Origin of the sequence: Mycobacterium sp. M23085 (genome assembly GCF_045343915.1) — a bacterium.
GTDB lineage: Bacteria > Actinomycetota > Actinomycetes > Mycobacteriales > Mycobacteriaceae > Mycobacterium.
The window spans coordinates 35,789-61,754 of the sequence record NZ_CP174280.1; the positions used below are offsets into that span (position 1 = coordinate 35,789).

At 67.3% G+C, this 25,966-nt stretch carries 26 protein-coding genes; 10 read left to right on the forward strand and 16 right to left on the reverse strand.

Going from position 1 to position 25,966, the window contains the following annotated elements; translation table 11 throughout:
• Window positions 1–16: 16 nt before the first annotated feature.
• Complete coding sequence (locus tag ACIUM1_RS00190; protein WP_406815319.1) at window positions 17–1,189, reverse strand: glycosyltransferase; 1,173 nt, start codon at window positions 1,187–1,189, stop codon at window positions 17–19.
• 462 nt (window positions 1,190–1,651) lie between these two features.
• On the opposite strand from ACIUM1_RS00190, the gene ACIUM1_RS00195 reads away from it, so the two are divergent.
• Together ACIUM1_RS00195 and ACIUM1_RS00200 are read left to right on the forward strand one after the other, a co-directional pair.
• A complete protein-coding gene (locus ACIUM1_RS00195; protein ID WP_406815320.1) occupies window positions 1,652–3,037 on the forward strand; it encodes a PPE family protein, SVP subgroup in 1,386 nt (461 codons plus the stop codon).
• Window positions 3,038–3,141: 104 nt separating this feature from the next.
• Window positions 3,142–3,984, forward strand: a complete 843-nt coding sequence (locus tag ACIUM1_RS00200) for an MOSC domain-containing protein (RefSeq protein WP_406815321.1) — start codon at window positions 3,142–3,144, stop codon at window positions 3,982–3,984.
• 26 nt (window positions 3,985–4,010) lie between these two features.
• On the opposite strand, the gene ACIUM1_RS00205 is transcribed toward ACIUM1_RS00200, so the two are convergent.
• The 8 genes from ACIUM1_RS00205 to ACIUM1_RS00240 form a co-directional block, all read right to left on the reverse strand.
• Window positions 4,011–4,262, reverse strand: a complete 252-nt coding sequence (locus ACIUM1_RS00205; protein ID WP_406815322.1) for a hypothetical protein — start codon at window positions 4,260–4,262, stop codon at window positions 4,011–4,013.
• Window positions 4,259–4,474, reverse strand: coding sequence for a DUF3072 domain-containing protein (locus ACIUM1_RS00210; RefSeq protein WP_406815323.1), 216 nt, complete (start codon window positions 4,472–4,474; stop codon window positions 4,259–4,261). The genes ACIUM1_RS00205 and ACIUM1_RS00210 overlap by 4 nt, the downstream gene beginning before the upstream one ends.
• A 64-nt stretch (window positions 4,475–4,538) precedes the next feature.
• Window positions 4,539–4,787, reverse strand: a complete 249-nt coding sequence (locus ACIUM1_RS00215; RefSeq protein ID WP_406815324.1) for a DUF6480 family protein — start codon at window positions 4,785–4,787, stop codon at window positions 4,539–4,541.
• Entirely contained in the window at window positions 4,762–5,997 is a 1,236-nt protein-coding gene (locus ACIUM1_RS00220) for a zinc-dependent alcohol dehydrogenase (protein ID WP_406815325.1), read from the reverse strand. The genes ACIUM1_RS00215 and ACIUM1_RS00220 overlap by 26 nt, the downstream gene beginning before the upstream one ends.
• Window positions 5,998–6,011: 14 nt before the next feature.
• On the reverse strand, window positions 6,012–6,500 hold the full coding sequence (locus ACIUM1_RS00225) for a hypothetical protein (RefSeq protein WP_406815326.1): 489 nt from the start codon (window positions 6,498–6,500) through the stop codon (window positions 6,012–6,014).
• Between the two features lie 206 nt (window positions 6,501–6,706).
• On the reverse strand, window positions 6,707–6,961 hold the full coding sequence (locus ACIUM1_RS00230) for a hypothetical protein (RefSeq protein ID WP_406815327.1): 255 nt from the start codon (window positions 6,959–6,961) through the stop codon (window positions 6,707–6,709).
• Between the two features lie 56 nt (window positions 6,962–7,017).
• Complete coding sequence (locus ACIUM1_RS00235; protein WP_406815328.1) at window positions 7,018–8,034, reverse strand: zinc-dependent alcohol dehydrogenase family protein; 1,017 nt, start codon at window positions 8,032–8,034, stop codon at window positions 7,018–7,020.
• Window positions 8,035–8,096: 62 nt separating this feature from the next.
• The gene (locus tag ACIUM1_RS00240) at window positions 8,097–8,645 is read right to left on the reverse strand and encodes a thioredoxin family protein (protein ID WP_406815330.1); all 549 of its coding nucleotides are present in this window, start codon (window positions 8,643–8,645) and stop codon (window positions 8,097–8,099) included.
• Between the two features lie 212 nt (window positions 8,646–8,857).
• Between ACIUM1_RS00240 and ACIUM1_RS00245 the strand changes: the two genes are divergently transcribed.
• On the forward strand, window positions 8,858–9,415 hold the full coding sequence (locus tag ACIUM1_RS00245; protein ID WP_406815331.1) for a CsbD family protein: 558 nt from the start codon (window positions 8,858–8,860) through the stop codon (window positions 9,413–9,415).
• 27 nt (window positions 9,416–9,442) lie between these two features.
• Window positions 9,443–10,117, forward strand: coding sequence for an IF2 family translation initiation factor (locus ACIUM1_RS00250; protein WP_406815332.1), 675 nt, complete (start codon window positions 9,443–9,445; stop codon window positions 10,115–10,117).
• Between the two features lie 5 nt (window positions 10,118–10,122).
• Here ACIUM1_RS00250 and ACIUM1_RS00255 read toward each other — a convergent pair whose 3' ends face one another.
• The 4 genes from ACIUM1_RS00255 to ACIUM1_RS00270 all read right to left on the reverse strand — a co-directional run bounded on the left by ACIUM1_RS00255 (window position 10,123) and on the right by ACIUM1_RS00270 (window position 13,119).
• On the reverse strand, window positions 10,123–10,785 hold the full coding sequence (locus tag ACIUM1_RS00255) for a cutinase family protein (RefSeq protein ID WP_406815333.1): 663 nt from the start codon (window positions 10,783–10,785) through the stop codon (window positions 10,123–10,125).
• A gap of 105 nt (window positions 10,786–10,890) precedes the next feature.
• On the reverse strand, window positions 10,891–11,250 hold the full coding sequence (locus tag ACIUM1_RS00260; protein ID WP_406815334.1) for a DUF3253 domain-containing protein: 360 nt from the start codon (window positions 11,248–11,250) through the stop codon (window positions 10,891–10,893).
• 14 nt (window positions 11,251–11,264) lie between these two features.
• Window positions 11,265–12,038 carry an enoyl-CoA hydratase/isomerase family protein gene (locus tag ACIUM1_RS00265; protein WP_406815335.1) on the reverse strand — a complete coding sequence of 258 codons (774 nt, stop codon included), beginning with the start codon at window positions 12,036–12,038 and terminating at the stop codon, window positions 11,265–11,267.
• A 58-nt stretch (window positions 12,039–12,096) separates the two neighbouring features.
• Window positions 12,097–13,119, reverse strand: a complete 1,023-nt coding sequence (locus ACIUM1_RS00270) for a YihY/virulence factor BrkB family protein (RefSeq protein ID WP_406815336.1) — start codon at window positions 13,117–13,119, stop codon at window positions 12,097–12,099.
• A 136-nt stretch (window positions 13,120–13,255) separates the two neighbouring features.
• Between ACIUM1_RS00270 and hrpA the strand changes: the two genes are divergently transcribed.
• From hrpA to ACIUM1_RS00285, 3 genes are all read left to right on the forward strand, one after another.
• Complete coding sequence (hrpA, locus tag ACIUM1_RS00275; protein WP_406815337.1) at window positions 13,256–17,212, forward strand: ATP-dependent RNA helicase HrpA; 3,957 nt, start codon at window positions 13,256–13,258, stop codon at window positions 17,210–17,212.
• Between the two features lie 191 nt (window positions 17,213–17,403).
• Entirely contained in the window at window positions 17,404–18,834 is a 1,431-nt protein-coding gene (locus ACIUM1_RS00280; RefSeq protein ID WP_406817873.1) for an FAD-dependent monooxygenase, read from the forward strand.
• A 92-nt stretch (window positions 18,835–18,926) separates the two neighbouring features.
• On the forward strand, window positions 18,927–19,904 hold the full coding sequence (locus ACIUM1_RS00285; RefSeq protein ID WP_406817874.1) for a hypothetical protein: 978 nt from the start codon (window positions 18,927–18,929) through the stop codon (window positions 19,902–19,904).
• Window positions 19,905–19,935: 31 nt separating this feature from the next.
• On the opposite strand, the gene ACIUM1_RS00290 is transcribed toward ACIUM1_RS00285, so the two are convergent.
• Window positions 19,936–20,118 carry a hypothetical protein gene (locus tag ACIUM1_RS00290; protein ID WP_406817875.1) on the reverse strand — a complete coding sequence of 61 codons (183 nt, stop codon included), beginning with the start codon at window positions 20,116–20,118 and terminating at the stop codon, window positions 19,936–19,938.
• Window positions 20,119–20,254: 136 nt separating this feature from the next.
• Here ACIUM1_RS00290 and zwf point away from each other — a divergent pair, with 136 nt between their 5' ends.
• Window positions 20,255–21,754, forward strand: coding sequence for a glucose-6-phosphate dehydrogenase (gene zwf, locus ACIUM1_RS00295; protein ID WP_406815338.1), 1,500 nt, complete (start codon window positions 20,255–20,257; stop codon window positions 21,752–21,754).
• A gap of 24 nt (window positions 21,755–21,778) precedes the next feature.
• Here zwf and ACIUM1_RS00300 read toward each other — a convergent pair whose 3' ends face one another.
• Window positions 21,779–22,702, reverse strand: a complete 924-nt coding sequence (locus ACIUM1_RS00300; protein ID WP_406815339.1) for a class I SAM-dependent methyltransferase — start codon at window positions 22,700–22,702, stop codon at window positions 21,779–21,781.
• 179 nt (window positions 22,703–22,881) lie between these two features.
• Between ACIUM1_RS00300 and ACIUM1_RS00305 the strand changes: the two genes are divergently transcribed.
• Complete coding sequence (locus tag ACIUM1_RS00305) at window positions 22,882–23,763, forward strand: HpcH/HpaI aldolase/citrate lyase family protein (RefSeq protein WP_406815340.1); 882 nt, start codon at window positions 22,882–22,884, stop codon at window positions 23,761–23,763.
• Between the two features lie 117 nt (window positions 23,764–23,880).
• Entirely contained in the window at window positions 23,881–25,116 is a 1,236-nt protein-coding gene (locus tag ACIUM1_RS00310; protein WP_406815341.1) for an osmoprotectant NAGGN system M42 family peptidase, read from the forward strand.
• Window positions 25,117–25,170: 54 nt separating this feature from the next.
• On the opposite strand, the gene ACIUM1_RS00315 is transcribed toward ACIUM1_RS00310, so the two are convergent.
• Entirely contained in the window at window positions 25,171–25,938 is a 768-nt protein-coding gene (locus tag ACIUM1_RS00315; RefSeq protein ID WP_406815342.1) for a class I SAM-dependent methyltransferase, read from the reverse strand.
• Between the last annotated feature and the right edge of the window lie 28 nt (window positions 25,939–25,966).

Consider the following 25,966-nt stretch of genomic DNA (forward strand, 5'->3'; position numbering starts at 1 on the left):
GCAACGGGCGGTCCCGCTACGCCCGGCGGGCGGCGCCTTCGAGAAGATCGGCCGCCGCGGCGACGCTTTCGGTGGCTTTGGTCATTTGAGTGGCAAGCTCCCGGGCCCGGCTGAGGTAGTGCGCGGAACGCACCGCGCGCAGATCGGCCACCAGCGAGTCCAGGGTGGATGCCGAGAACGCCCGTGCCACGCCCACTTCCAACTTGGTGACCGCGTCGGCCCAGATCGGTTGATCGAGCCAGAGCCACAGAATCAACATCGGCACGCCCGCCCGCAGGCCCGCCGCGGTGGTGCCGGCGCCGCCATGGTGCACGATCGCACGGCACGCCGGAAAGATTGCGGCGTGATTCACCGCTTCCACGATCTTCATGTGCTCGGCGGGCGGGATCTGGCTGAAATCGTTTGGGCCGCTGCAAATCAACGCCCGCTCGCCAATCTGCGTGCAGGCAGCGCTGATCACCGCGACCGTCTCGGCGGGGGAGGTGACATACGTGCTGCCGAATCCGAAGTACATCGGCGGCGTGCCGTCGGCTATCCAGCACAACACGTCGTCGTCGGCGCCGGTCGGCATTCCGAGCGTCATCGAACCGACGAAGGGGCGTCGGTATCCCGAGGTGGCCCATTGTTTTGCAAGTTCGGGCACCCACAGCTCGTCGTAGGTCTGAATCTCGAGCGCCGGTGGCGCCGACGGTCCCGCATTGTCGGGCAGACCGAGCGCGCGACGCTGGGCCGCTTCGGCCGCGCCGGTGACGTCTGACTGCAGCGGGCCGAGTTCCAAGGTCTCGGCGGGAAAGAAGTGCAGCGCGGCCAGCGGTATGCCGAAACGCTCCCCGACGTTGGCGGCGAGCCGCTGTTCGTTCATGCCGGCCACCAGCAGATCGGCACCCTCCGTCAGCGAGGCCAGCGTCTGGCTCTTGTCGGCCCACACTTTGGTGACCCGCTCGATGAGTTGCGGCAAGGCGCTCACCGGATTCTGGACGTTGCGGACGAAATTGGTCGCCATGTGCATCTGCTCGCGGCTGTCGGGTCCGTAACCGACCGCGGCAAGCCCCGCCGACTCGGCGAAGTCCAGTTTGTCGGGCGGTACCGCGATCACGACGTCGTGCCCTCGGCAGTGCAGCTCTCGTGCGACGGCGACGCAGGGCTCGACGTCGCCGCGGCTGCCGTAGGCGGCCAGCACAATCTTCATCAACAGACCTCACTCGCGGGAATGCCACAAATCCAAGCAGAACCGACGCCGCCAGACCCGCTCAACCCGCGTGTACCGCCCTGACCCGGGCTTCTACCGACGCCGGCCCCGTGAACACCGGCCACCGGACGGTTGCTGAACCGGTCCCGACCCGTTGAGAATCGGCCGAGGCTGATTTGCGCAATACGCACCGAACCCTTATGAGTTTTGGACGTGATTTGCAGGTAACCTATCGCTAACCCTCGGCAACAATTTCGCTGTATTCGTTGACGTGGGGGCACCTGCAACCGTGTGAGGCCGGTCCGCTAGCACTGGGTACGGTCTTATTCGGGCGTCTTCGTTCGCGGCATCGGCAGCACCGGAGGGAATGCGATTTGTTTGCTGCTCGGCTGGCTATCCTCATACGACGCGCATCGCGGCCGTCGATGCCCTCGCGGCCTTGAGAGCGATCGGAGGAGCGACATGGACTTCGCAGTACTACCGCCGGAGATTAACTCCGCGCGGATGTACGCCGGTCCAGGGTCGGGACCGATGCTGGCCGCCGCGATGGCCTGGGACGAATTGGCCGCCTCGCTGCAATCGGCGGCGACCTCCTTTCAGGCCGAGATCACAGCATTGACCTCCGGTCCCTGGGTTGGTCCGTCCTCGGCCGCCATGGTCGCGGCGATCACGCCCTACTTGGAGTGGATGAGGACCACCGGCGCCCAGGCCGAGGAAACCGCCAATCAGGCCAGGATGGCGGCCTTCGCCTACGAGACGGCGTTCGCCGAGACGGTGCCGCCCCCGGTGGTCACGGCCAACCGCACCCAGTTGGCGGCGCTCGTCGCGACCAACATCCTCGGCCAGAACACTCCGGCGATTGCGGCGACCGAGGCCGAGTATTCCGAGATGTGGGCGCGCGACACCGCGGCCATGTTCAGCTATGCGGGTACGACGGCCTCGGCGACGCGGTTGACGCCGTTCGCCCAACCCGAGCAGACCAGCAACTCCGGCGCCGGCCAGTCCGACGCGGTGGCCCAGGCCACCGGCACCGCCGCCGGAAACACGAGTAACACCGTGCAGCAGTCGTTCTCCGCGGTGCCCAACCTGTTGAGCAATGTCTCGGCGGCGCCTTTCGCCGCAGCCGACCCTTCGTCAGCGCTGAACACATTGGACTTTTTGAGCGACGTGATCGCGATTACCGTCGACTTGCCGTCTGGCGTGGCCGGACTTGGTATCGACACACCACTGACGGTGGTCGGCTTTCCTTACGACATCATGGGTGCGTATACCGGTTTCCACACCGATGACATCGTCAGCGGCTGGGCCGGCTTGCAGTCCTGGCCCGGAAAGGGCGCGGTGCCGCCCTCGCCATTCCCGGTCATCACAAACCCGGCGGGTGGGTTCGGAACGGCGGCGGCGGAGCTGGGTCAGGCCAACACGGTCGGCGGCTTGTCGGTGCCGCCCGGGTGGACGGCCGCGGCCCCGGCGATACGGCCGGCCGCCCTGGTGCTGCCGACTACCTCCGCTGGCGCCGCGGCGGAAGCCGCCGCCACGGCCGCGGCGACTCCCACCGGCACCGGGAGTTTGTTCGGCGAGATGGCTACGGCCAGCCTGGCCGGGCGCGCGATGGCCGGTACGGGTGGCGCCCTGGGCCGCGAACGGGCCCGGGCCGGCGAGATCGAGAAGGCGACGCGTGAGGCGCCGAAGGAGCCGACGAAGGAGCCGGCGGTGCCGCCGCCGGTTGCCGCGGGCGGCCCGATCACCAGCATCGCCGCCGAGCTGCGTGAACTGGCGTCGCTGCGCGACGCAGGGATCTTGACGCAGCAGGAATTCGAAGAGCAGAAAAAGCGCCTGCTGCCAGGCTGATCCGGGTCGCGGCGCCGCGAGTTCGTCAGCCGGTTCGGGCAATCACTGGTCACGCCAAGCGCTTTGGGGCACAGTGTGCCGTAACACTTCAGTGAAGGCGCCCAATGGATCACTCGACCGCCCAGGCCTGTCACCCCGCGCCGATGCGGGTGCACGCGCTGCTTCGCTACCCGGTGAAATCGATGCTCGGCGAAACCCTCGATCGCCTGCTGGTCGACGAGCACGGCGCCGAGGGCGACCGCCGACTTGCGCTGCTCGACGGTGAAACCGGGCACGTGGCCAGCGCCAAAAATCCCCGGCTATGGCGCGACCTGTTGACCTGCACCGCACGTGCCGATCCCCGGGGTGTGCGCATCAGCCTGCCCGACGGAACCACCGTGGCCGCCGACGATCCCGGCGTCGACGAGCTGATCTCGCGGCTGACCGGGCGTCGGGTCCGGCTGGTCGCCCGGCGGCCCGACGGCGCGACACTGGTGCGTCCCGACCCGGAGCAATTGCTCGATCGTGGTCTCGACGCCGAGGTTGACGGCCGCATTTTGCGGATCGCCGCGGCCACCCCTGGCGAGTCGTTCACCGACGAAGCCCCGCTGCATGCGATCACGACGGCCACCCTGGAGCACATCGGCGTTGAAGCGCTGCGCTACCGGCCCAATCTGGTGATCTCGACACCGCCGCACTACCCGCCGTATGCCGAAAACGACTGGGTGGGCCGCGAACTCGCCGTCGGTGAAGCGCGGCTGCGCGTCCTGACGGCCACGTCGCGTTGCGTGGTCCCTACCCTCGAGCACGGGTCGTTACCGCGGGCTCCGCAGGCTCTGCGAATACCCGCCGCCGAAAACCGTTTGGACACAGGCGGTCACGGTAAACAGCCGTGCGCAGGCGCCTATCTCGCGGTGGCGGCCAGCGGCGTCATCCGCGTCGGTGACCAAGTGACGATCCGGGCATAGGGGGCCGAGCCGCCACGCGGCACCCGTCAGCCTCCCAAGTTGCGCAGCGCCGTGTCGAGCTCTTCGGCTTGCTCGGTCAACTCGCGTTCGGATAGCTCCGCGTGGCCGACTCGCTGCACCAATTCCTGGCGCGTGGCAATTTGCAGGGCGCCTCGGTATTCGGGCGAGTCCAGATCGACCGGCGCGACGACTGCGGCGCGCCCCTCGATCACCACCAGCGCTGCGTCGGCGTCCGGGCTGTCCAGCAATCGCCGCACATCCGCGGGGCCGATGGTCACGAGCCACCCCGCCCGGTTCGTTGCTGCAGCTCGTCGATCAAGCTCGACGCCTGTGCCTTGGTGAGATTCTCCGGGGCCTTTTCGCCCGCTTCTTGCGCCAGCGTGTTCAAGTAGCTGCGCTGCGGCCCGGTCATCGGCTCGTCGCCGGTCACCCACTGCGACTGGTCCTTCTCGGGATTCTCCTGCGGCGCCCGCGCGGCATCATCGACCATGCATTGGGCTATGCCCGCTACCGAGCCGAGGTAATCAGGAACCGGCGTAAGTGGTTTCGGCATGCTAACCGCCCGCCCCAACCATCTTCATCACCAACAGCACCGCCACCGCGATGAACGCGACGGCGAAAATGCAGACCGCGACCACCGTCAGCACGGAACCGGGGGTGAATCGCCAAGTGTTCTGCGGTTGCGGCTCAGCCACACCGGAGGTTTGGGGCGCAGCCGGGGGAGTGGTGCCCGGGGCGGCACCACCGCCGGCCTCCAGCCCAGGTACTTGAGTCGGATCAGGATCGGGAGGTTGCGCGGTCATGGTTGACACCGGCCCTTTCGTCGCGGGCGACGCCGGCGGCATTCGGCCGCATCGCCACCCGGATGCAGTGGTCCTTCTTGTTTTTGAACAGGTCGTAAGCCCGAACCCCGTCCTCAAGGGACACATCGTGGGTGATCAACTTGGCGGGATCCAGATCGCCCTGCTCGACGTAATCGAACAACCGGGTTATGTAGCGTTGTCCGTGTTGCTGAGCCGTTCTCAAGGTCAGACCCTTGTTCGTCAATACGCCCGTCGGAAACTTGTCGGTCAAGCCGTACACCCCGAGCACCGAGACCACTCCGCCCTTACCACAGGCCAAAATCGCCTGGCGCAGCGCCGTGGCGCGATCGGTCTCCATTCGAAGCAGCTGCTTGGCCCGGTCGTATATCTGCTGCACTCCGGTGCCGCGGCCCTCCATGCCGACCGCATCGATGCAGGCATCGGGTCCACGACCGCCGGTCATCTCCCTGAGCGTCTCGTGCACGCTGTCGACCGCCATGTAGTCGATTGTTTCCAGTCCGAACTCGGTGCGTGCCAAGGCCAACCGCTCCGGTATGCGGTCCACGACGATGGCCCGCTCGGCCCCCAGCAGCAGGGCACTGCGGGCGGCCATCAGCCCGACGCCGCCTGCGCCCCAGACCGCAACGGTGTCGCCACCGCTGATGTCGCAGAAATCGGCACCCATGAACCCGGTGGGTACCGCGTCGGATATGAACAGCGCCTGCTCGTCGGTGATATCACCGGGAACCACAAAGCAATTCGCGTCCGCAAAGGGCACCCGGACGTATTGGGCGTGTGAACCCGCGTAACCACCGAATGGATGCGTGTACCCGTAAATACCACCGGACGGATATCCCAGCAATGGCTGTTGCAGTTCGGCATTGGGATTCGTTGTGTCGCAACACGAATACAACTCGTGATCGCAATACCAGCACCGGTCGCAAGCAATGAAGGACGGCACAACGACTCGATCCCCCACCCGGGTGTCTCGCACCTCGGGACCCGTCTCGGCCACCACTCCCATGAACTCGTGGCCGAACACGTCGCCGGCCCGCATGCCCGGCAGATAACCGTCGATGAAGTGCAAGTCCGAGCCGCACGTGGTGGTGAGCCGGACTTCGACGATCACATCATGTGGATTCAGGATTTTCGGGTCGTCGACCGTTTCCACGGATAGGTCGTTGACGCCGTTCCAGCACAGTGCGCGCATGCTCGGCCTTTCGCTTACCGCGCGGATTTCCGCGCGCTCGGGTTGGACTTGAGGGTCGGCACCTCGCCGGTCTGCATCAGGGCGCGCAACCGGTAGAGGACTTTGAATGCCACCGCCCCGGACAACAAGGCGGGTGCCGGCGATTTGAGGCCCAGCGTCACCTCGGTGCCGAGCTCGCGCGGAGCCGGCCGATACCTGACGACGATTTGGTTGCCGTTACCGACGAAGCGAACTCCGTCGGTTTCGGTGACCAAGGTGGACTCCCAGGCCACGTCGGGTTCTGACGAAAGCCTCCAGCGATAGCGGTCACGTCCGACGGCGTCGACCTCGGCGATGTCGCCGAGCACCACGGACAGCTCGCCCGCATCGCGCCAGAACCGCTCGATCCGCTCGAGGGGGCAGGCGATGGTGACCGTTTGCGCCCTCGCGTGGCGGGGCGCTGAGTCGATCACCTTGTTCACCACGCCCAGCACTTGTTTCTTTGCGAACTCCACATAGCTCACCGCACGCTCCCTCCGTTGGGGCATGGCGATACCCGCCTAGGGGCCACCCAAACGGCCGGGCGGGAGGAGCTTGGTGGCGTGCCCGGCGCCAGCCGTGGCGTCAGCGCCCGGTGATCCGCCAAGCGTTTCCGACGGCGTGCGCGTCGATCACCAAACAGGTTGTCCGCCAACGCGTTCTAACCGGACACGCGTTGGCGGCGACGATTTCAGTGCTCCGCGTTCGGCGTGGGACTCTGGGAAGATTCCCACTTCGCCTCGAGCGACCGTTTCACCCGGGTGCCAGCCGCCAGGTCGAGCTGAAAGGTTTCGCCGCCGTCGGCCTCGAACGTGATCAGATACCCCACGTCGCTGGGATCCTTGAAGACGACTTTGTAGGGCTGTTCACCCGAGCCGCGGTCCACGGCGATGATGTCGCCGGGGGTGACGTCGTCGATCTGGTCGTTGCCGGAGACTTTGGACATACGGTCGACGTTAGCCGACGGGGCGCGGTGACCGAGCGGCCGGTGACCGGGTTCAGCTAAGGCTGCAGGAAGGCTTTGATGGCGCGGCGCTCATCCATCGCCCGGTAGGCCTCGGCGACCTGCTCGAGGGGCAGCCGCAGGTCGAACACCTTGCCGGGGTGGATTCGTCCGTCGAGCACCGATTCGATCAGAGATGGCAGGAAGTGCCGGACCGGGGCCGGTCCGCCGCGCAGCCCGACCTGGGTGTTGAAAAGTTGTTCGGCGGTGATGGCGACATCGTGGGGGACACCGACGAACCCGACGAAGGCGCCGGGGCGAGCCGATTGGATGGCTTGTTGCATGGCCTGGCCGGTGCCCACGCATTCCAGCACGGCGTCGGCACCTACGCCTTCGGTCATCTCCCTGATGACGGCGACACCGTCGTCGCCGCGTTCGGTGACGATGTCGGTGGCGCCGAATTCGCGGGCCAGCCTCTGGCGTGGTTCGTGACGACTCATCGCGATGATCCGCTCGGCGCCCTTCTCGCGGGCGGCCAGCACCGCGCACAATCCCACCGCACCGTCACCCACCACGGCCACCGTCATGCCCGCAACGACGTTGGCGGCCTCGGCGGCGAACCACCCGGTGCCCATCACGTCCGACAGGGTCAGTAGATCCGGGATCGACTGCTCGTCGGGCTGGTCGGGGAGTGCGACGAGACTGCCGTCGGCCCAGGGGATGCGCACGGCCTCCGCTTGGCAACCGGCCATCAGCACACGATGCACACACGAACTCTGGACTCCGTTGCGACAGTTCGGACACGTGCCGTCGGAAGCGTAGAAGGATCCGATGACGAACTGGCCGGGCTTGACCGAGGTGACGTCGCTGCCGACGGCTTCCACCACGCCGCAGTACTCGTGGCCGAACGGCTTGGGTTCGGGCACCGGATTGATGCCGCGGTAGTCCCACAGGTCTGAACCGCACACACAGGTCGCGGCGGTGCGGATGATCGCATCGGTGGGGGCGACGATCTCGGGTTCCGGCAGCTCTTCGAATCGGACATCACCGGCGCCGTAGATGACCGCTCCTCGCATAACGCCTCACTCTCGAGGTAGTGGAAGCCCGGCTACCCGCAATCGATGCTGTTAACCGCGCCTCAACGCCATTTGATGCCGCACCCAATGGACGGGCGCTGGTCGGGATTGACCGGTCGCCCGGCGAGCACCGCGTCGACCGCGGCGCGGACATCCGCGGCCGTGACCGGCCGGCCGTTTTTGGGCCGGGAATCGTCAAGTTGGCCGCGGTAGACCAGCCGGCGTTCGCCGTCGAAAACGAAGGTGTCGGGCGTGCAAGCGGCCGAGTACGCGCGGGCGACGTCTTGGGTTTCGTCGTAGAGGTAGGGAAACGTCCAGCCGTGGCCGCGTGCCTCGGCGACCATCTGCTCGGGGCCGTCCTGCGGATAGCTGCCCACGTCATTGCTCGAGATGCCCACCATCGCAACGCCTCGCTCGGCAAGGTCGCGGCCCAGCGCGGCAAGCCCGTCGGCGACGTGCTTCACGTACGGGCAGTGATTGCAGATGAACGTGACGACCAGGGCCGGACCAGTCAGATCGTCGCGGCCGATCAGGCGTCCGGTGGCCGGTTCGGGCAGCGTGAAAGCCGGTGCGACCGTACCGAGGGCAAGCATGGTGGACTCGATGGCCATGCCGGCCACAGTATCGCCCTGGCGCCGGTTCGCGCACTGGACGGGGCTACAAACCCGAAACATGTTGCGATGTAAAGGCATTCAGCCCAACGCCCACGGGCGCGGCGGTTGGCGCGCCGGTGACCCGACGCACGCCCGTGTTTGATCTGCCCAGTTCGTGGAATCACACAACTGGCATGAACGAACGTTTGGCCAACGCCGCAAGGAGAATGATGAGTGAGCAGAATAAGGCCGACGAAGCGCGCAGGGGGCTGATCGACTCGGTCAAAGGCAAAGCCAAAGAGGTCGTCGGCGCAGTTACGGGCAACGAATCGCTGACCGCCGAGGGTCAGCTCGAGCAGACCCAGGCGCATGAACGCAAGGAAGCGAATGCGGCCGAGGCGGTGGCCGAAGCCCAGGCCAGACAGGCCCAGGAGGACGCGGCCGAAGCCAAGGTCGAAGGCGCCCAACAGCGCCTGGCCGCGAACGCCCAGGCCGTGGCGGCCGAGGATTCGATCGAGGCCCAGGAGGCCGCCCAGAAGCGCGCGGCCGACCAGACGGCACATCAGCAGGCGACGGCCGCAAAGACCCAGGCGGAGCTGGACGCACAGCGCGACATCCAACGGGCCAAGGCCGAAGAGCGGACAGAGATCCGCGAGGCGTCCGAGGAGGTCATCGATGCCGTCGCCGAGCACCAGACCTCGGTTCAGGTGGCCCGCAACGAACAGTCGGAAGCCGACCGGCTGCGACGCCAGGCCCAGAACGTGACCGACGAAGCCGACCTGCCCTGACGGCGGGCACCACACCAGGAGAACTTGATGAGAATTTCCGAAGTCCCGTTGGCAGTCCTGCGGTTTCACTACCAACTGGCCCGGTTCCCGCTACAGGTGATCGAGGATCAGGTCGTCAATCGCATCCCCACGGAGGCACCGGCGCGACTGCTGTACGAGCGTTCGCTGGGCATGCTCGACACCACCGTCGGGAACGCGCTCGGCGACGCGACGCTCGTCGAGCGGGGGACCGCGCTGGTGGAACGCAGCGATGCACTGGGCCGTGCGGCTCAACTGGACGCACAAGCCGCGGCCAGGAAGGAGCAGGCCGACGCCAAGCTCCGGAGCGCCCGCGATGAGGCGATCCAGGATCGCGAGGAAGCGCACGCGGCCACCCAGCAGGAGGTCAAAGAGGCCCGTATCAACGCCGAGCAGCGCAAACGCGAAGCGGCGCAGTCGGCGCAGCAACGGAGTGCCGCAGCAAAGCAGCGCGCCGACGAAACCGCCTCCCAGCGGAAGCAGACGGTCGAGTCAGCCAAGCGCCAGGTGGAAAACACGACTCAAGCCGCCGAGAAGGCCGCGGCGAAGGCGTCCGCGGCCAAGGTCGATGAGGCCGAGGACAAGCTCGGCGAGGCCGCCGCCAAGCGCGCCGAGGCGGACCGTGTCGCTGAGCTGGCGGCCGCCGAGAAGCGGCAACGCCAAGAGGAGCGGGCCAACGACTGACGCGGTCAGGCGGTCGGCGAACCCTGGTTGATCTTGTTCGCCGCGAATGTGGCGGCCTGCGCGGTCATGCCGGCGTCGATGTAGGAAACGTGCGCCATGATGTTGCCGCCGCCGGAGCAGATCGGATCGTCGGGCGCGCACAGACTGGTGACCTTGGAGGCATACGCCGGGTTGATCGTGGGCAGCGGCTGGCCGCCCCAGAGCATGGTGGAGAACTGACTGGTGGGCTCGCCGAAGAGGGCGACGGCGGCGACATGGTTGGCCACCGAGGGCGGCATCGCGTTGGTGGCCAGGTCGATCACCGTCGAGCCCTGGGAGTAGCCGCCGAGCACGATCCTCGAGTTCGGGCAGCTGGCCACGACGTCCTGGATATGCGCGCTGGCGTCGTTGGCACCGGCGTTGGCGCTGTTGTGGTAGTCGTCGTTGGCGGGGTAGTTGACCGCGTAGACATCAACGGACTTGCCGCCGAGCTGGGAGGTCAGCGAGTCGACGAACGCCTGGCCGATGTTGCCCAGACCGGGCTCCTGGTGGGTGCCGCGGGCGAAAACCACCGAGACGTCCGAGCACCCGTCGGCGGCGGCGGTGGGGGTTCCGATGGGTGCACTCAACAGCGCCCACGTCGTCACGACCGAGATACCAACCCAGCGAGCAAATCTTCGTGCACTCATGCCGGAATCCTGTCACATCGTGGGTCGCCGCGGCTCCGGCGGCTGGCGCCCGAGGAGCCGTGATCGTTCGGGCCGACGAATGACCTTGCAGCGCAACGTCAATGCCTAAGGTTCGGCGGTGCGGATACGAATGGGGCCCGACCAGTCGCCGTCCGGGTCGAGGACGTTGCCGCGCTGCGTGAGCTGCACGACACCCGATTGGGCGAGCCGCCGCGCGGCCGCGCGGGCGTCGTCCATCAAGCCGCGCCAACGGTCGCCGCCCACCGCACGGGCGGCGTCCGACGGGCAGATGCTGCTGCTCGAGCCACGATGCTCGGCCAGCGCGCGGATGGCGGACTCGAGCCGCCGCGGCATCGGCCCGTCGCCGAGGGCGAGCTTGGCGTGGTCGGCGCCCCGGCCGCCGCCGGCGAGCACACGACCCAGTTCGGCACGCAATCGTTCACCCACCCCACCAGTCAAGGCCACGGCGCCGCCCATCCTCACCGGCCGCGCCACTGCGGCTTGCGCTTTTCGGCCCAGGCCCGCAGCCCTTCGGCGACGTCTTCGGTCGCGCCGGCAACCTTGCGCATGGTCTCGCCGAACCGCACGGATTCGATCCAGCCCATGTCGGCGGTTCGCCACGCCACCTCTTTGGTCGCCCGCTGGGCCAGCGGGGCGGCCTCGGTGAGGGTCCGGGCCCAGGCCTGGGCTTCGGCCTGCAGCTGGTCCGGCTCGACCAGCTTCCAGACCAGACCGATTTCCTTGGCCCGCTCGGCGCTGACGGGTTTTCCGGTCAGCAGCAATTCCATGGCGTTGGCCCAGCCCACCCGTTGCGGGAGCCGGATGGCTCCGACGATGGTGGGCACCCCGATCGATACCTCGGGAAAGCAGAAGGTGGCCTCGGTACTGGCGATGACGAAGTCACAGAACAGCACACCGGTCACGCCGTAGCCGATACACGGACCGTGCACGGCGGCGATGGTCGGCTTGAACAATTCCATGCCGGATTCGAACGAGTTGATGGTCGGCTTCTCCCAGAAGGTGCCGCCGAAGGTGCCGACCGAGCCTTCGCCGTCTTTGAGGTCGCCGCCGGCGCAGAAGACGCTGCCGTTGGCCGTCAGGATCCCGACCCACGCGTCCAGGTCGTCGCGGAAGCGATCCCAGGCGGCGTTGAGGTCCTGGCGAAGCGCGCCGTTGATGGCGTTGCGCGCCTCCGGGCGGTTCAGGGTGATGGTGGCAACGTGGTCTTGCAGCTCATAGGTGACCAGACTCATGCGTGCAGACTATTGCGCCACGCCCGTGACCTGTCCATCAGCCGGGAAACGACGCTCGTCATGGTGTGCGCGGGCGGCGAAAGTCATGGAATACCCCAAGGCGCCCAACCGTTTTGGCCGGCAACCGCCTGATGTCGTCGAAATGCACGCTGACCCGCTCGAAGGCTTTGACCCGTTCGGCTTTGACCTTTTTCGTGTAGGTCCGCCGGTCCGCCGACGTCAGATCCGCGTCCTCGCTGAATGCGCCGAGCAAGGCGCGTGGGTAGAGCCGCTCCACCAAGACCACGTTGACCTCGGCGCACATCACCAGTGCCACCGATGCCAGGAACAGAAACGCCAGCGCGCCCAACACCAGAGCGAACACGCTGTTGGTGGCGCTGGCCCTTTTGACGGTATGTGCGACGTAACCTGCTCCGAACCACTGCAGCATCTGCCAAATCAACGCCGCCGCAACAGCTCCGGGCAACACCTGCCGGTAGGTCAGGGCGCGCGCGGTCGTCACCCGAAAGGCCACCAGGCAGATCAGCGTGTTGATCGCCACCGCCGCAAGTACCAGGCCGATCTTGCTGAACACGCCAAGCGCCCCGGTGGCATGGCCGACCGCGGCCAGGATGGTGGCCGCGACGGCGGCCGAGCCGAGCACCACCAACAACAGCAGGCTGCGCACGCGGGATCGAATCGGGTTGGGGCGCTTGTGCTTCGGCACCGCCCACACCGTGTCCATCGCGTTCTGCAGCGCCTGTCCCACGCCCAGACCGCCGTACAGCGCGCCGAGCAGGCCCACCGCCACGCCCATCGTTCCACCGCTGAGCCCCTGCGGGTGGTGCAGCTGGTCGCCGATCACCGGGAACTGGCTCAAGGTGCTGTGCAGCACCTGGGCCTGCAGATCGGGCCGGCCCGCCAGCACCACCCCCAGGCCGGTGGTCAGCAACAGCAGCAGCGGAAACAGCGACACCAGCCCGTAGTAGGTGATCAGGGCGGCGAGGTAACCGCCCTGATCGTCGTTGTATTTGTAGACCACACCGACGATCACGCCCACAACTCGATTACGTCGCTGCAGCCTGTCCAGCCAACCGACCATCGTCGATCACTTCCCCCGCAAGCGGGCATCCCATTCGATGCACTCGCCACCTGATACCCGGATTCAGCTGCCGCCAACCCCGTCGGTCGCTCGACGCGGCGGGGTGCCCGCCGCGGAAGTGCCTATCCTGTGCGGGGTGGCCGAACCGTCTGCAGCGCAGTTGCGCAAACAGCTCGACGGTCTGACGCTGCGCGACGCCGCCCGCATCGGCCGGCGCCTGAAAAACCTGCGCGGCGCCCCACCCGAGAAACTGCGCCAACTGGCCGACCAGATCGCGGCGGCGCAGTCGGTCGTCGCCGCGCGTCAAGCCGCCGTACCGACCATCACCTACCCCGATCTGCCGGTCAGCGAACGGCGGCAGGAAATCGCCGAGGCGATACGGGCGAACCAGGTGCTGGTGATCGCCGGGGAGACCGGGTCGGGAAAGACCACCCAGCTGCCCAAGATCTGTCTGGAAGCGGGCCGCGGTATCCGGGGAACCATCGGGCACACCCAGCCGCGTCGGCTGGCCGCCCGCACCGTGGCGCAGCGCATCGCCGACGAGCTGGGCAGCCCGCTCGGCGACACCGTCGGCTATACGGTGCGGTTCACCGACCAGGTCAGCGACCGCACGCTGATCAAGCTGATGACCGACGGCATTCTGCTCGCCGAGATCCAGCGCGACCGACGCCTGCTGCGCTACGACACGCTGATCCTCGACGAGGCCCACGAGCGCAGCCTCAACATCGACTTCCTGCTCGGTTACCTGCGCGAGCTGCTGCCGCGCCGCCCCGATCTGAAGTTGATCATCACCTCGGCCACGATCGAGCCGCAGCGCTTCGCGGCGCACTTCGGCGGAGCCGAACATGGGCTCAGCGGCGGAGCCGAACATGGGTTCGGCGGGGACGCGCCGATCATCGAGGTGTCCGGACGCACCTACCCGGTCGAGGTGCGCTACCGGCCGCTCGAGGTTGCCGTGCCTGCCGCGTCCGGCGAGGACCCCGACGATCCCGACCACGAGATCGTGCGTACCGAGACCCGCGACGAGGTCGAGGCGATCGTCGACGCCGTCGGTGAACTCGAGGCCGAGCCGGCCGGGGACATCCTCGTCTTCCTCTCGGGCGAGCGCGAGATCCGCGACACCGCAGAGGCGTTGAGCGGGCTCAAGAACACCGAAGTACTGCCGCTGTACGCCCGGCTACCGACCGCCGAGCAACAGAAAGTGTTCGCGCCGCATACCGGGCGCCGTGTCGTGCTGGCCACCAACGTCGCCGAGACGTCGTTGACCGTGCCCGGCATCCGGTACGTGGTCGACCCGGGCAATGCGCGGATCTCGCGCTACAGCCGGCGCCTGAAGGTGCAGCGGCTGCCGATCGAGCCCATCTCGCAGGCGTCGGCCGCGCAGCGGGCCGGCCGGTGCGGCCGGGTTGCACCGGGCGTCTGCATTCGGCTCTACGACGAGCAGGACTTCGCGGCCCGGCCGCGCTATACCGACCCCGAGATACTGCGGACGAACCTGGCCGCGGTGCTGCTACAGATGGCGGCGCTGCAGCTCGGTGACATCGAAGACTTTCCCTTCCTCGATCCGCCGGACCGCCGCAGCGTCCGCGACGGCGTGCAGCTGCTGGTAGAACTCGGCGCGTTCGACCAGCACGGCACCATTACCGAGCTCGGCCGGCGCCTTGCGCGGCTGCCGGTAGATCCGAGGTTGGGCCGGATGATTCTGCAGGCACAGACCGAGGGTTGTGTGCGCGAGATGCTGGTGTTGGCCGCGGCGCTGACCATCCCGGATCCGCGGGAACGGCCCACCGACCGCGAGCAGGCTGCCCGCGAAAAGCATGCCCGCTTCGCCGATGAGCACTCCGATTTCATGTCCTATCTCAATCTGTGGCGCTACCTGCGTGAGCGGCGGAAGTCGTTATCGGGCAATGCGTTTCGGAGGATGTGCCGTTCGGAATTCCTGCATTATCTGCGGATCCGCGAGTGGCAGGATCTGGTCGGGCAGCTGCGCAGTATCGCCCGCGACCTGGGCATTGTCGAAGACGCCCAATCCGAGGAGCCGCCCGATCCGGCGCGGGTGCACGCCGCGCTGCTCGCCGGGCTGTTGTCGCATGTGGGCATGCGCCGCGAAGACAGCCGCGAGTATCTGGGCGCCCGTAACTCGCACTTCGTACTGGCGCCCGGCTCGGCGCTCACCAAGCGCCCGCCCCGCTGGGTCGTCGTGGCGGAGCTGGTGGAGACCAGCCGCCTGTACGGGCGCATCGCCGCCCGCATCCAGCCCGAGTTGGTGGAGCGGGGTGCCGGCGATCTGGTGCAGCGCACGTACAGCGAACCGCATTGGGACGCCAAACGCGGTGAGGTGATGGCCTTCGAGCGGGTGACGTTGTACGGGCTGCCACTGGTTGCGCGCCGCCGCGTCGGCTACGCACGCATCGAGCCGGTGGTGGCGCGGGAGTTGTTCATCCGCCACGCGCTGGTGGACGGGCAATGGCACACCCGCCATCACTTCTTCGGCGACAACGCGCGGCTGCGGGCCGAGCTCGCAGAGCTCGAGGAGCGGGCCCGCCGCCGCGACCTGCTGGTCGGCGACGACGATGTGTACACGCTCTACGACGCCCGCATTCCCGCCGATGTCGTCTCGGCGCGGCACTTCGACGCGTGGTGGAAAAAGCAGCGGCACAAGACGCCGGACCTGTTGACCTTCACTCGCTCCGACCTGCTGCGCACCGAGCAGACGGCCGACGCGGATCGGCCGAGCACGTGGCGCACCGGCGATGTCGCGCTGCCGCTGACCTACCGGTTCGAGCCCGGCGCCGCGGACGACGGGGTCACCGTGCATGTGCCGATGGACGTGCTGGCGCGCTTGGGTGGCGACGAGTTCGCCTGGCAGGTGCCCGCGCTGCGCGAGGAGCTGGTGACCGCGCTCATCCGGTCACTGCCGAAAGACTTGCGCCGCAACTTCGTTCCCGCCCCCGATACCGCCCGCGCGGTGCTGGCGACGATCGACCCGGCCGGCGAGCCGTTGTTGCCGGCACTGCAACGTGAGTTGCGCCGCCGCACCGGAGTGTCGGTGCCCATCGACGCCTTCGACCTGGACAAGGTGCCCTCGCATCTGCGGGTGACGTTCGCGGTCGAGTCCGGTGACGGGGCCGAGGTGGCCCGGGGCAAGGATCTGCGGGCGTTGCAGGAACGGCTGACTGCACCGGCCCGGCAGGCCGTCGCCCGTGCGGTCGCGGGCGAGCTGGAACGGACGGGGTTGCGCGGCTGGCCGGAGGACCTCGACGAACTGCCGCGCCTGGTCGAAACCACGATTGACGGACGCACCGTGCGCGGCTTTCCCGCGTTCGTCGACGCGGGCGGCGGCGTCGACCTTCGTGTGTTCGCCACGTCGGCCGAGCAGGACCGGGCGATGCGGCCCGGGATCCGGCGGTTGGTGCGGCTCAGTGTCGCCTCACCCGTCAAAACCATTGCGCGTCAGCTGGATCCACGCGTCCGATTGGTTCTCGGCAGCAATCCGGACGGCGATCTGCCCGCGCTGCTCGACGACTGCGCCGACGCCGCGGCCGACGCGCTCGTGCCGGCGCCCGTGTGGACCCGCGCGGAATTCGCCGCGCTGCAACAGCGGGCGGGAAAGTCCCTGCTGCCCACTACCCTTGACATCGTCGGCCGCGTCGAGAAGGTGCTGGCCGCCGCTCGCGAGGTGCAACTTGTGCTGCCGATGAATCCGCCGCCCGCGCAGAGCGATGCGATCGCCGACATCCGTGCCCAGCTGGATCGGCTGTTGCCGGCCGGTTTCGTCACCGCCACCGGGCCCGCGTACCTGGCCGACCTCACCCGTTACCTGCTGGCGATACGCCGCCGCCTCGATGGGCTGGCACGCGCCGGTCAGGCGGATCGGGAGCGCATGCAACGGGTACACGCCGTGCAAGACGCATACGACGAACTGCTGCATGAGCTGTCGCCGCCGGCGCGGGGGGCCGCCGAGGTTCGCGACATCGCCCGGCAGATCCAAGAACTCAGGGTGAGCCTGTGGGCCCAGCAACTCGGCACGCCTCGCCCGGTCAGCGAGCAGCGGATCTACCGCGCGATCGACGCGGCGCGCGACCGTTGGTGATTTATTTCCCCGCCACTTTCAACCTATAGCGCAGCTGGGGGCTTGCCGCAAGACCCGGGCGATGACGCAAAATCGCTGTCTTCGAGCGGAATTCGGCGAATCGGGGTGGCGAAGTGGATGTTTCGGGAGAATCAGGCAAGCGCGACATCGAACATGCGGTGCTCGTCGGCGGCGCCGGCCCGACAGGGCTGATGCTGGCGGGCGAATTGGCTCTGGCGGGGATCGACGCCGCCATTATCGAGAGGCGCACCAGCCAGGATCTGATCGGGGCGCGCGCCGGCGGCCTGCATTCCCGCACCATCGAAGTTCTCGATCAGCGTGGCATCGCCGATCGGTTCCTGTCCCGGGGCAAAGTGGCCCAAGTCGCCGGGTTCGCCCGAATCCGGCTGGACATCAGCGACTTTCCCACCCGGCACCCCTATGGACTCGCATTGTGGCAGAACGAGATCGAACACATCCTGGCGGACTGGGTCAACGAGGTCGGCGTGCCGATCTACCGTGGGGCAGAGGTAGGAACCGTCGCCCAGGACGACAACGGCGTCGACGTCGGTCTCTGCGACGGGCGGGTGATGCGCGGGCAGTATCTCGTGGGGTGCGACGGAGGACGCAGCGTCATCCGCAAGGCGGCCGGCATCGAGTTTCCGGGATGGGACGCGACGACGAGCTATCTGCTCGCCGAGGTCTGCATGGATTTGGAAGGCGGGCAATCCCCGCAGTGGGGCATCCGCCACGACGCGCTCGGCGTTCATGCCCTGTCCATTACCGCGGAGGGCGGACCGGTTCGGGTCATGGTCACCGAGGCGCGCCTCGGACCGGCCACCGAACCCACGCTGCACGACCTGAGTGAGGCACTCGTCGCCGTATACGGCACCGACTACGGAATCCACAGTCCCGCTTGGCTTTCCCGGTTCACCGACGCCGCGCGACAGGCGTCTGCCTATCGTCGCGGGCGGGTTCTGCTGGCCGGCGACGCGGCACACATCCACCACCCGGTAGGCGGGCAGGGCCTCAACACCGGCGTGCAGGATGCGGTGAACCTGGGCTGGAAGCTGGGCCAGGTCGTCAACGAGACATCGCCCGACAGCCTGCTGGACAGCTACCACGCCGAGCGGCACCCGGTTGCCCAGCGCGTGCTGCGTAACGCGCTGGCGCAGATGGCGCTGCTCGATCCCGGGGAACGCACCAGGGCGCTGCGCGACACGGTGGCCGACCTGCTGCGCATGGACGAACCGCGCACCCGCTTCGCCGCGATGATGTCTGGTCTGGACATCCACTACGACCTGGGTGGTGTGCACCCCTTGGTGGGGCGCCGCATGCCCGACCTGGACCTGGTCACCGCCCACGGTTCGCTGCGCGTGTTCGACCTGCTGCGCGACGCCCGGCCGGTGCTGCTGGATTTCGGTGCGGGCGGCTGCATCGACATCACTTCCCGGGCGGGCCGGATCCGAGTGGTCGACGCGGAACCCGTTCACCAATGGGTGCTTCCGGTGCTGGGCGCGGTGAGCCCGCCGCCGGCGGTGTTGATCCGGCCGGACGGCCACGTCGCCTGGGCGGGTGGCCAAAACGACCCGGCGCTGCGCGACGCCCTCGACACCTGGTTCGGGCCGACTGCCGCGTTTTGAGGCTGGTGAGCGCGCCGTAAAAGGCTGACTTGTGTCGGTCGGCGCAGGGTGTAACGTGCGTGTTCGCCGTTCAAGAGCAGGAAGCACCCACCGTGGACATGGCAACCGACCAACCGCCGACACCGCCCATGGATTGGGCGGAGGCCCAACCCTTGCTCAGGCCGGTGCTGCGCCCGCAGAGCTATGTCAACGACTTGGTCAATACCGGGGCTGCGCCCTGGGTTCGTCCGGTGTTCCCGTTCATCAACGAAATGGTGGTCGTCGACCTGCCCACGGTGCGGGCCATGGTGACGCCCGCGGAGACGGGCGCCTGGGGCATCACCGGCGATCAGGCCTTCGCCGTGGCCAGGCAGAACCTTACCGAGCTCCAGCAGGCCTTCGAACCGGGCGGGAAGTTTCTGCTCAAAGATGCGGATGGCGGCACCTACATCGATTCGATGATCCTGGCCACCGGTTGGCTGGGCTCGCTGGCGGTGGCGGGCGGCCCCCGTCCACTGGTGTTCTTTCCGGGCGACGGCGTGCTACTGCTGGGCACCGACGCGCCGGACAACGCCGCGGACCTCTTCGAGGTCGCCGAGCAGATGTATCTCGATGCCGACCAGCCCATCTCGCCGCAGGGCTACACGATCGCGGGCAGCGTCATCGCGCCGTTCGATCAGGCCGGCCCGCATCCGCTGCGCGATCTGGGGTTGCGGGCCCGAACCCTCTTGGCCACAGAGGAATACAAGCACCAGACCGAATTCTTGCGGGCCCACTATGAGCGCGAGTTGTTCCCGCAATACGTCGGCGACGCGCAGATGATCGAGACGGCCTGGGGCCGGCGCAGCACCGCGGTGTGGGGCCAGGGGATCCCGTGGGAGCTGCCGCAAACCGATTACGTGACGTTTCTGGTCGGCGAGCCGTCGAATGTGTCCGACAAGTTCACGGTGCCGTTCCCGACGGTGGTCGATGTGGTGGGCATCCTTCCCGTCGCCGGAATCACTCCGATCCGCTACCGGGCCACCGACTGGCCGACGGTCGAGATGCTGGCGACGCTGAAGGCGCACGCAATCGATCTACCGAGCGCATGACGGTGTTCACGGGCGGCAGGCCGGTGATCCGCTAGTCCGGCGGCTCGTTGGTGGTGCCGCGGACAGCCGCTTGTTCCCGTTCGCTGCGGTTGCCGGGCACACCTTCGGATTCGCTTTCCTCGGTAACTTTCTCCTCGAGCTGATCGACGATGTTTTCCAACTCCTGGGCGCGGCTGAGCGGGTCTTTGTCGGGTTTGGTCATATCGCTTTCCATCGGCACGGGTGTGGGACGGTTCCCGGGCGCGCCGGGAACCCGCCGCTATCCCATACCCGATCGCGCGTTCGCTAACCAGACCAAGCGCCGTCAAACAGACGCGACACAGCGCCCCGGCGATGGAAGTATCGCAAGAGTGGCTACCGAGAAACCTCAAACCATCGCCTACCCAGCTGCCGACGGCCGTCCGCGTCGCGACCATTCCGACCCGCTCGATCCGCACGTCATCGTTCTTTTCGGCGCGACGGGCGATCTGGCGAAACGAAAGCTGATCCCCGGCCTGGCGTACCTGGACCAGTCCGAATTGGCGCCCGACATTCAGATCGTCGCCACCTCGCTGGAAGACCTGAGTCAGGACGAATTCCGTGAGCTCGCCAAGGAAGCGATCGAGTCCTTCGGCACACACAAGCTCACGCCCGAGCAGTGGTCGAACTTCGCCAACATCATCAGCTACGTTCCGCAGGGCGCCGGACCCGAAGCGCTGGCCGAGGCGGTGGCGCAGGCCGAAGACAACCTGGGGCCCGACGTTCGGCGACTGCACTACCTGTCGGTGCCGCCCAAGGCGGCGCGCGCCGTCATCGACATGCTGCGCGACGCCAAGCTGGTCGAACGCTCGCGGGTGGTGATGGAGAAACCGTTCGGCACAGATCTGGCCAGTGCGGTGGAGCTGAACGACTTCGTGCACGAAACCTTCGAGGAATCCCAGATTTTTCGCATCGACCACTTCCTGGGCAAGGAAGCCGCGCAGAACATCCTGGCGTTCCGCTTCGCTAACGGCCTCTTCGAGCCGATCTGGAACCGCAACTTCATCGACCATATTCAAATCGACATCCCCGAAGCCCTGGGCCTGGACCAGCGGGCGAATTTCTACGAAGAGACCGGCGCCTATAAGGACATGGTGGTGACGCACCTGTTCCAGGTGATGGCGTTCGTGGTGATGGAGCCGCCGACGGCGCTCGAGCCGTTTGCCATCAGCGAGGAAAAGAACAAGGTGTTTCGGTCGATGCTGCCGGTCAAGCCCGCGAATGTGGTTCGCGGCCAGTACATCGGCTATCGCAACGAGGAGGGCGTGGCAAAGGATTCCGACACCGAGACGTTCATCGCCCTCAAGGTCGGCATCGACAACTGGCGATGGGCCGGGGTGCCGATCTACCTGCGCACCGGCAAGAAGATGGCCGAGGGCATCCGCGTCATTTCGATCGCGTTCAAAGAGGCCCCGCGAACCATGTTCCCGCCCGGCTCCGGGGTGGGCACCCAGGGCCCCGATCACCTCACCTTCGACCTTGCCGACAACTCGAAGGTTTCGCTGTCCTTCTATGGCAAGCGGCCCGGCCCCGGCATGAAGCTGGACAAGCTGTCCATGCAATTTTCTTCGCAGGAGATCGACACCGTTGCGGACGTGCTGGAGGCCTACGAACGTCTGATTCTCGATGCGATGCGGGGTGACCACACGTTGTTCAACACCGCGGAAGGCATCGAATCACTATGGGAGCGTTCGGAAGATCTACTCGCCGATCCGCCGCCGGCCAAGTTGTATCAGCCAGGCAGCTGGGGACCCAACGCCATTCACCAACTGATCGCACCCAACGCGTGGCGGCTGCCGTTCGAGCGGGGGTGGCGCGAAGCCAAGCCTTAGCACCAGCGGCCAACCACCTGCGACTCAGTCCAAAGCGGCGCTGAGGTAGCTGATTGCCTGGCGGAATTCTTTGAGCAGTTCGTTGTCGGGCAACACGAATCCATAATTGGCATAGACCTGTTCGGTGGGTTGGCGGGTGACGTTCCAGCCGGTGGCGCTCAAGTGCTCGGCCGCGGGGCGTCGCTCTCCGAGCCAGACCAGTTCGGCGACGTCGATGTCCAGTCCGTGCTGCCGCCAGGTGCTGCGCATCGCCCGGGACCGTTCGTCGGTGAAGACGCTCATGTCGGTGATGTTCTCGGTGGCCAACCGGCTGCCCGGGGCGCTGAGCGCGGTGATGTTGTCCAACAGCCGGTCCTGGGCATCGGGCGGCAGATAGGGCAGCAAACCCTCGGCGATCCAGGCGGTAGCGGAGTTTGTGTCAAAGCCGCTGTCGCGCAGCGCCGTTGGCCAATCATCGCGAAGATCGATTGCGACGGTCCGGCGCTCGGCGGTCGGTTCGGCACCGATCTGAGCCAGCGTGTCGGTCTTGAAGGCGATGACCTCAGGCTGATCGACCTCGAAAACCACGGTGCCTGACGGCCACGACAACCGATAGGCCCGCGCGTCGAGTCCGGCTGCCAAGATGACGGCCTGCCGGATCCCGGCGTCGGTGGCGGCGCCGAAGAAGTCGTCGAAAAACCTCGTTCGCACCGTGATCTGCTCGCGCCGCTGCTGCAGCGTCATCGGCATGTCGTCGGTGTCGAGCGGGATTTGGCCATCCAGCATGCGAATGAAGAAGGGGTGCCCGACCGCGCGCACCAACGGCTCGGCGAACCGGTCATCCAGTAAGGGGTCCGGCTCACGGGAGGCCAGCGCCCGGGACGCCGCCACCATCGTCGCGGTCGCCCCCACACTGGAGGCCAGGTCCCAACTGTCGCCCTCGGTACGCGCCGAGCCAAACGATGACATTCGCTTCCCCTTCCGGGATCCACCCGCCGCGGCGGCCAATTCGCTCCTCGGGGCGTTCGCCACCGGCAACTACACCACCGGTATCGAAGGGTACTTTCTGCCTATGCCGCGCGCCACGCACCGCCGCGCGGGCACCTGGTTCCCGTCCCCGCTGCTCGACGACAGGAGAGCGAATCTTCATGGCACCGACCCTGCGCCCGCGCCGATCCGCGCTGTACCTGCCCGGCAACAAGCCCCGCGCCCTGGAGAAGGCTGAAACGCTGCCTGCCGACGTACTGATCTTCGACCTCGAGGATGCCGTCGGGCCGGACGCGAAAGCCGATTCGAGGGCGACGGTGTGCCAGGCGATCTCGTCGAACACCTACCGGCCCCGCGAGGTCCTGGTGCGTATCAACGGCCTCGACACCGACTGGCACGACGACGACCTGGCCGCGGTGGCCGGATCGACGGCCGACGGCGTGCTGGTGCCGAAAGTCGAAACGGGTCAACAGGTTCGAGCTCTGTGCGACGCGCTCGACAGACTGGGAGCGTCGGAGTCGTTGCAGCTGTGGGTGATGGTCGAAACACCCCGGGCGTTTCTGCGGGCCGAGGAGGTGGCGTCGGCCAGCGATCGCCTGGCCGGGCTGGTGGTGGGCACCAACGACCTGGTGAACGAACTGCACGGGCTGCACGTCCCGGGGCGGGCACCCGCCGTGCCCGCCCTGGGGCTGGCCCTGCTGGGAGCCAGGGCGGCCGGAAAGGTCATCTTGGACGGCGTGTTCAACGACATCACCGACGAGGGCGCGTTCCGGGCCGAGGCCCAGCAGGGCCGCGAGATGGGATTCGACGGCAAGACCCTGATCCACCCGTCGCAGATCGCTCCCGCCAATGAGCTGTTCGGTCCGTCACACCGGGAGCTGGAGGACGCCCGCAAGATCGTCTCCGCTTACCAGCAGGCGCAGGCCACCGGAACCAGCGTGATCACCGTCGATGGCAGGATGATCGAGAGCCTGCACGTCCGCGACGCCCAACGACTTCTCACCCTCGCGGGCTTGATCTCCGAGATGGAATCCGCCTCCTAGGAGCAGTGGGCAGGTCGGACGCCGGCGGTGGCAGCCGGGCGGGCAGCCCGCACCGGGCCTTCGACGCCGGCCACACGGTAGGTTGAACGCGTTCGAGACGACGCGAGAGGAGATGACGTGGGCCAGACCGCGGCGATGGCCGAGGCCGACCGCACGTGGATGATCGACACGCTGCTAACGCTGCTGCAGACCCCGAGCCCAGCGGGGCGCACGGACGCGGTGATGCAGGTCATCGGCGACATCTTCGACCACTTCGGGGTGCCGTTCACGCTGACCCGGCGCGGCGCCCTGACCGCCGAACTCGCCGGTGAGTCCGCCACCATCGACCGGGCCCTGGTGGTTCACTCCGACACCATCGGCTGCATGGTCCGCGGCCTCAAGGACAACGGTCGCCTCGAACTGGTTCCGGTCGGCACCTTTTCGGCGCGGTTCGCCGCCGGCGCCCGGGTGCGCATCTTCATCGACGACCCCGACGAGTTCATCACCGGCACGGTCATGCCGCTGAAAGCCAGTGGGCACGCGTTCGGCGACGAGATCGACACGCAACCCACGAGCTGGGAGAACGTCGAGGTTCGCATCGACCGCAAGGTGTCCACGCGGGAGGATCTGGTTCGGCTCGGTCTGCAGGTCGGTGATTTCGTGGCGTTGATCACCAGTCCCGAGCTGACCGCCGACGGCTTCATCGTCTCCCGCCACCTGGACGGGAAGGCCGGCGTCGCCATCGCATTGGCCTTGGCCAAGAACTTCTCCGAGAACAAGGTGGTGCTGCCACACCGCACCACGATCATGGTCACCATCACCGAGGAGGTCGGCCATGGAGCGAGCCACGGCCTGCCCGCCGATGTCGCCGAGCTGGTGTCGGTGGACAACGCGGTGTGCGCGCCCGGCCAGCATTCCCTCGAGGACGGGGTGACGATCCCGATGGCCGACATGCACGGCCCGTTCGACTACCACCTGACCCGCAAACTCTGCCGGCTCGCGCAAGAGCAAGGAATTCCGTTCGCCCGCGACGTCTTTCGTTACTACCGCTCCGACGCCGCGGCGGCTATCGAGGCGGGGGCCAACACCCGCGCCGCGCTGGTCGGCTTCGGCCTCGACGGCAGTCATGGCTGGGAGCGCACCCACATCGATTCGCTGGAAGCCGCGTATAACCTTCTGCACGCCTGGCTGCAGACCCCGTTGACGTTCGAAAAGTGGGACGCCAAACCGTCGGGCAGTCTGCGCGACTTCCCGTCGTCGGAGCAGCCCGCGCCCAGCGAGCGTTGGGTGCCATTGTCTCGCGGCGATTTCGAGAGTCCGGGCGAGGCGTGGCCCGGCACGGTTTGGCCGCCGTCCGAGGGACCCCAGTCCTGAGCCCGCTACATCTGGGCCCAGACAACCTTGGTCTGTAGGTAGGTTTCCCGCGGGCTACCTGCCGCGCGGGATCCGGTCGGCGCGCCAGCACCGGGACTGCATGGGGACATCGATCGTGTCGGCACCCGGGAAACGCTCAGTCAGGACGGTTCGGGCGTTGTCGAGCCGCTGCGCGCGGTCATCCGGAGAGGCGATGATCACCCGGCTGTACGTGGCGAGCATCGCGACGATGTCGTCGATTGCCATGTTCCGCACGAACCCGAACGTCTCCCGTGCGACGTTGTGGAAGATCTGCGGATCGGGAAGCGCGACGTTCTCGTGGCGGCGGCGGAAGCGGTCGGGCGCATCGAGTTCGGAGGTGCCGTCCTTGGGCAGCACCTCGAGGTCGCGGACCCAGTCCACGTCGCGATCTCGACTGGTCCAGATCAGCCCGAACCGCCCGCCGTCGCGCAGTACCCGGCCGATTTCCGGAACCGCCCGTTCGGGATCCATCCAGTGCCACGCCGACGAGACGAACACCGCGTCCGCGGAGTGGTCGGGGAGGGGAATCGCCTCACCGGTGCCCGCAACGGCGCGGACTCCCGGGGACCGCTCGGCCAGCACCGCACGCATCCGCGCATCGGGCTCGACGGCGACCACTTGCGCCGCCCGGCCGACGAGCGTGCGGGTGAACAGCCCGGTGCCGGCACCGACGTCGACGGCCACCTCACAGCCGGGCGGCAACAACCAGTCCACCGCCTGCTGCGGAGGGTGGGGCCGCAGCCCGTCGTAATCCTCGGCGATCGAACCGAAGGACATTGCACGCTCTTGACGATCAGTCACACGCGACAAGGTAATCCAGCTCGCTGTG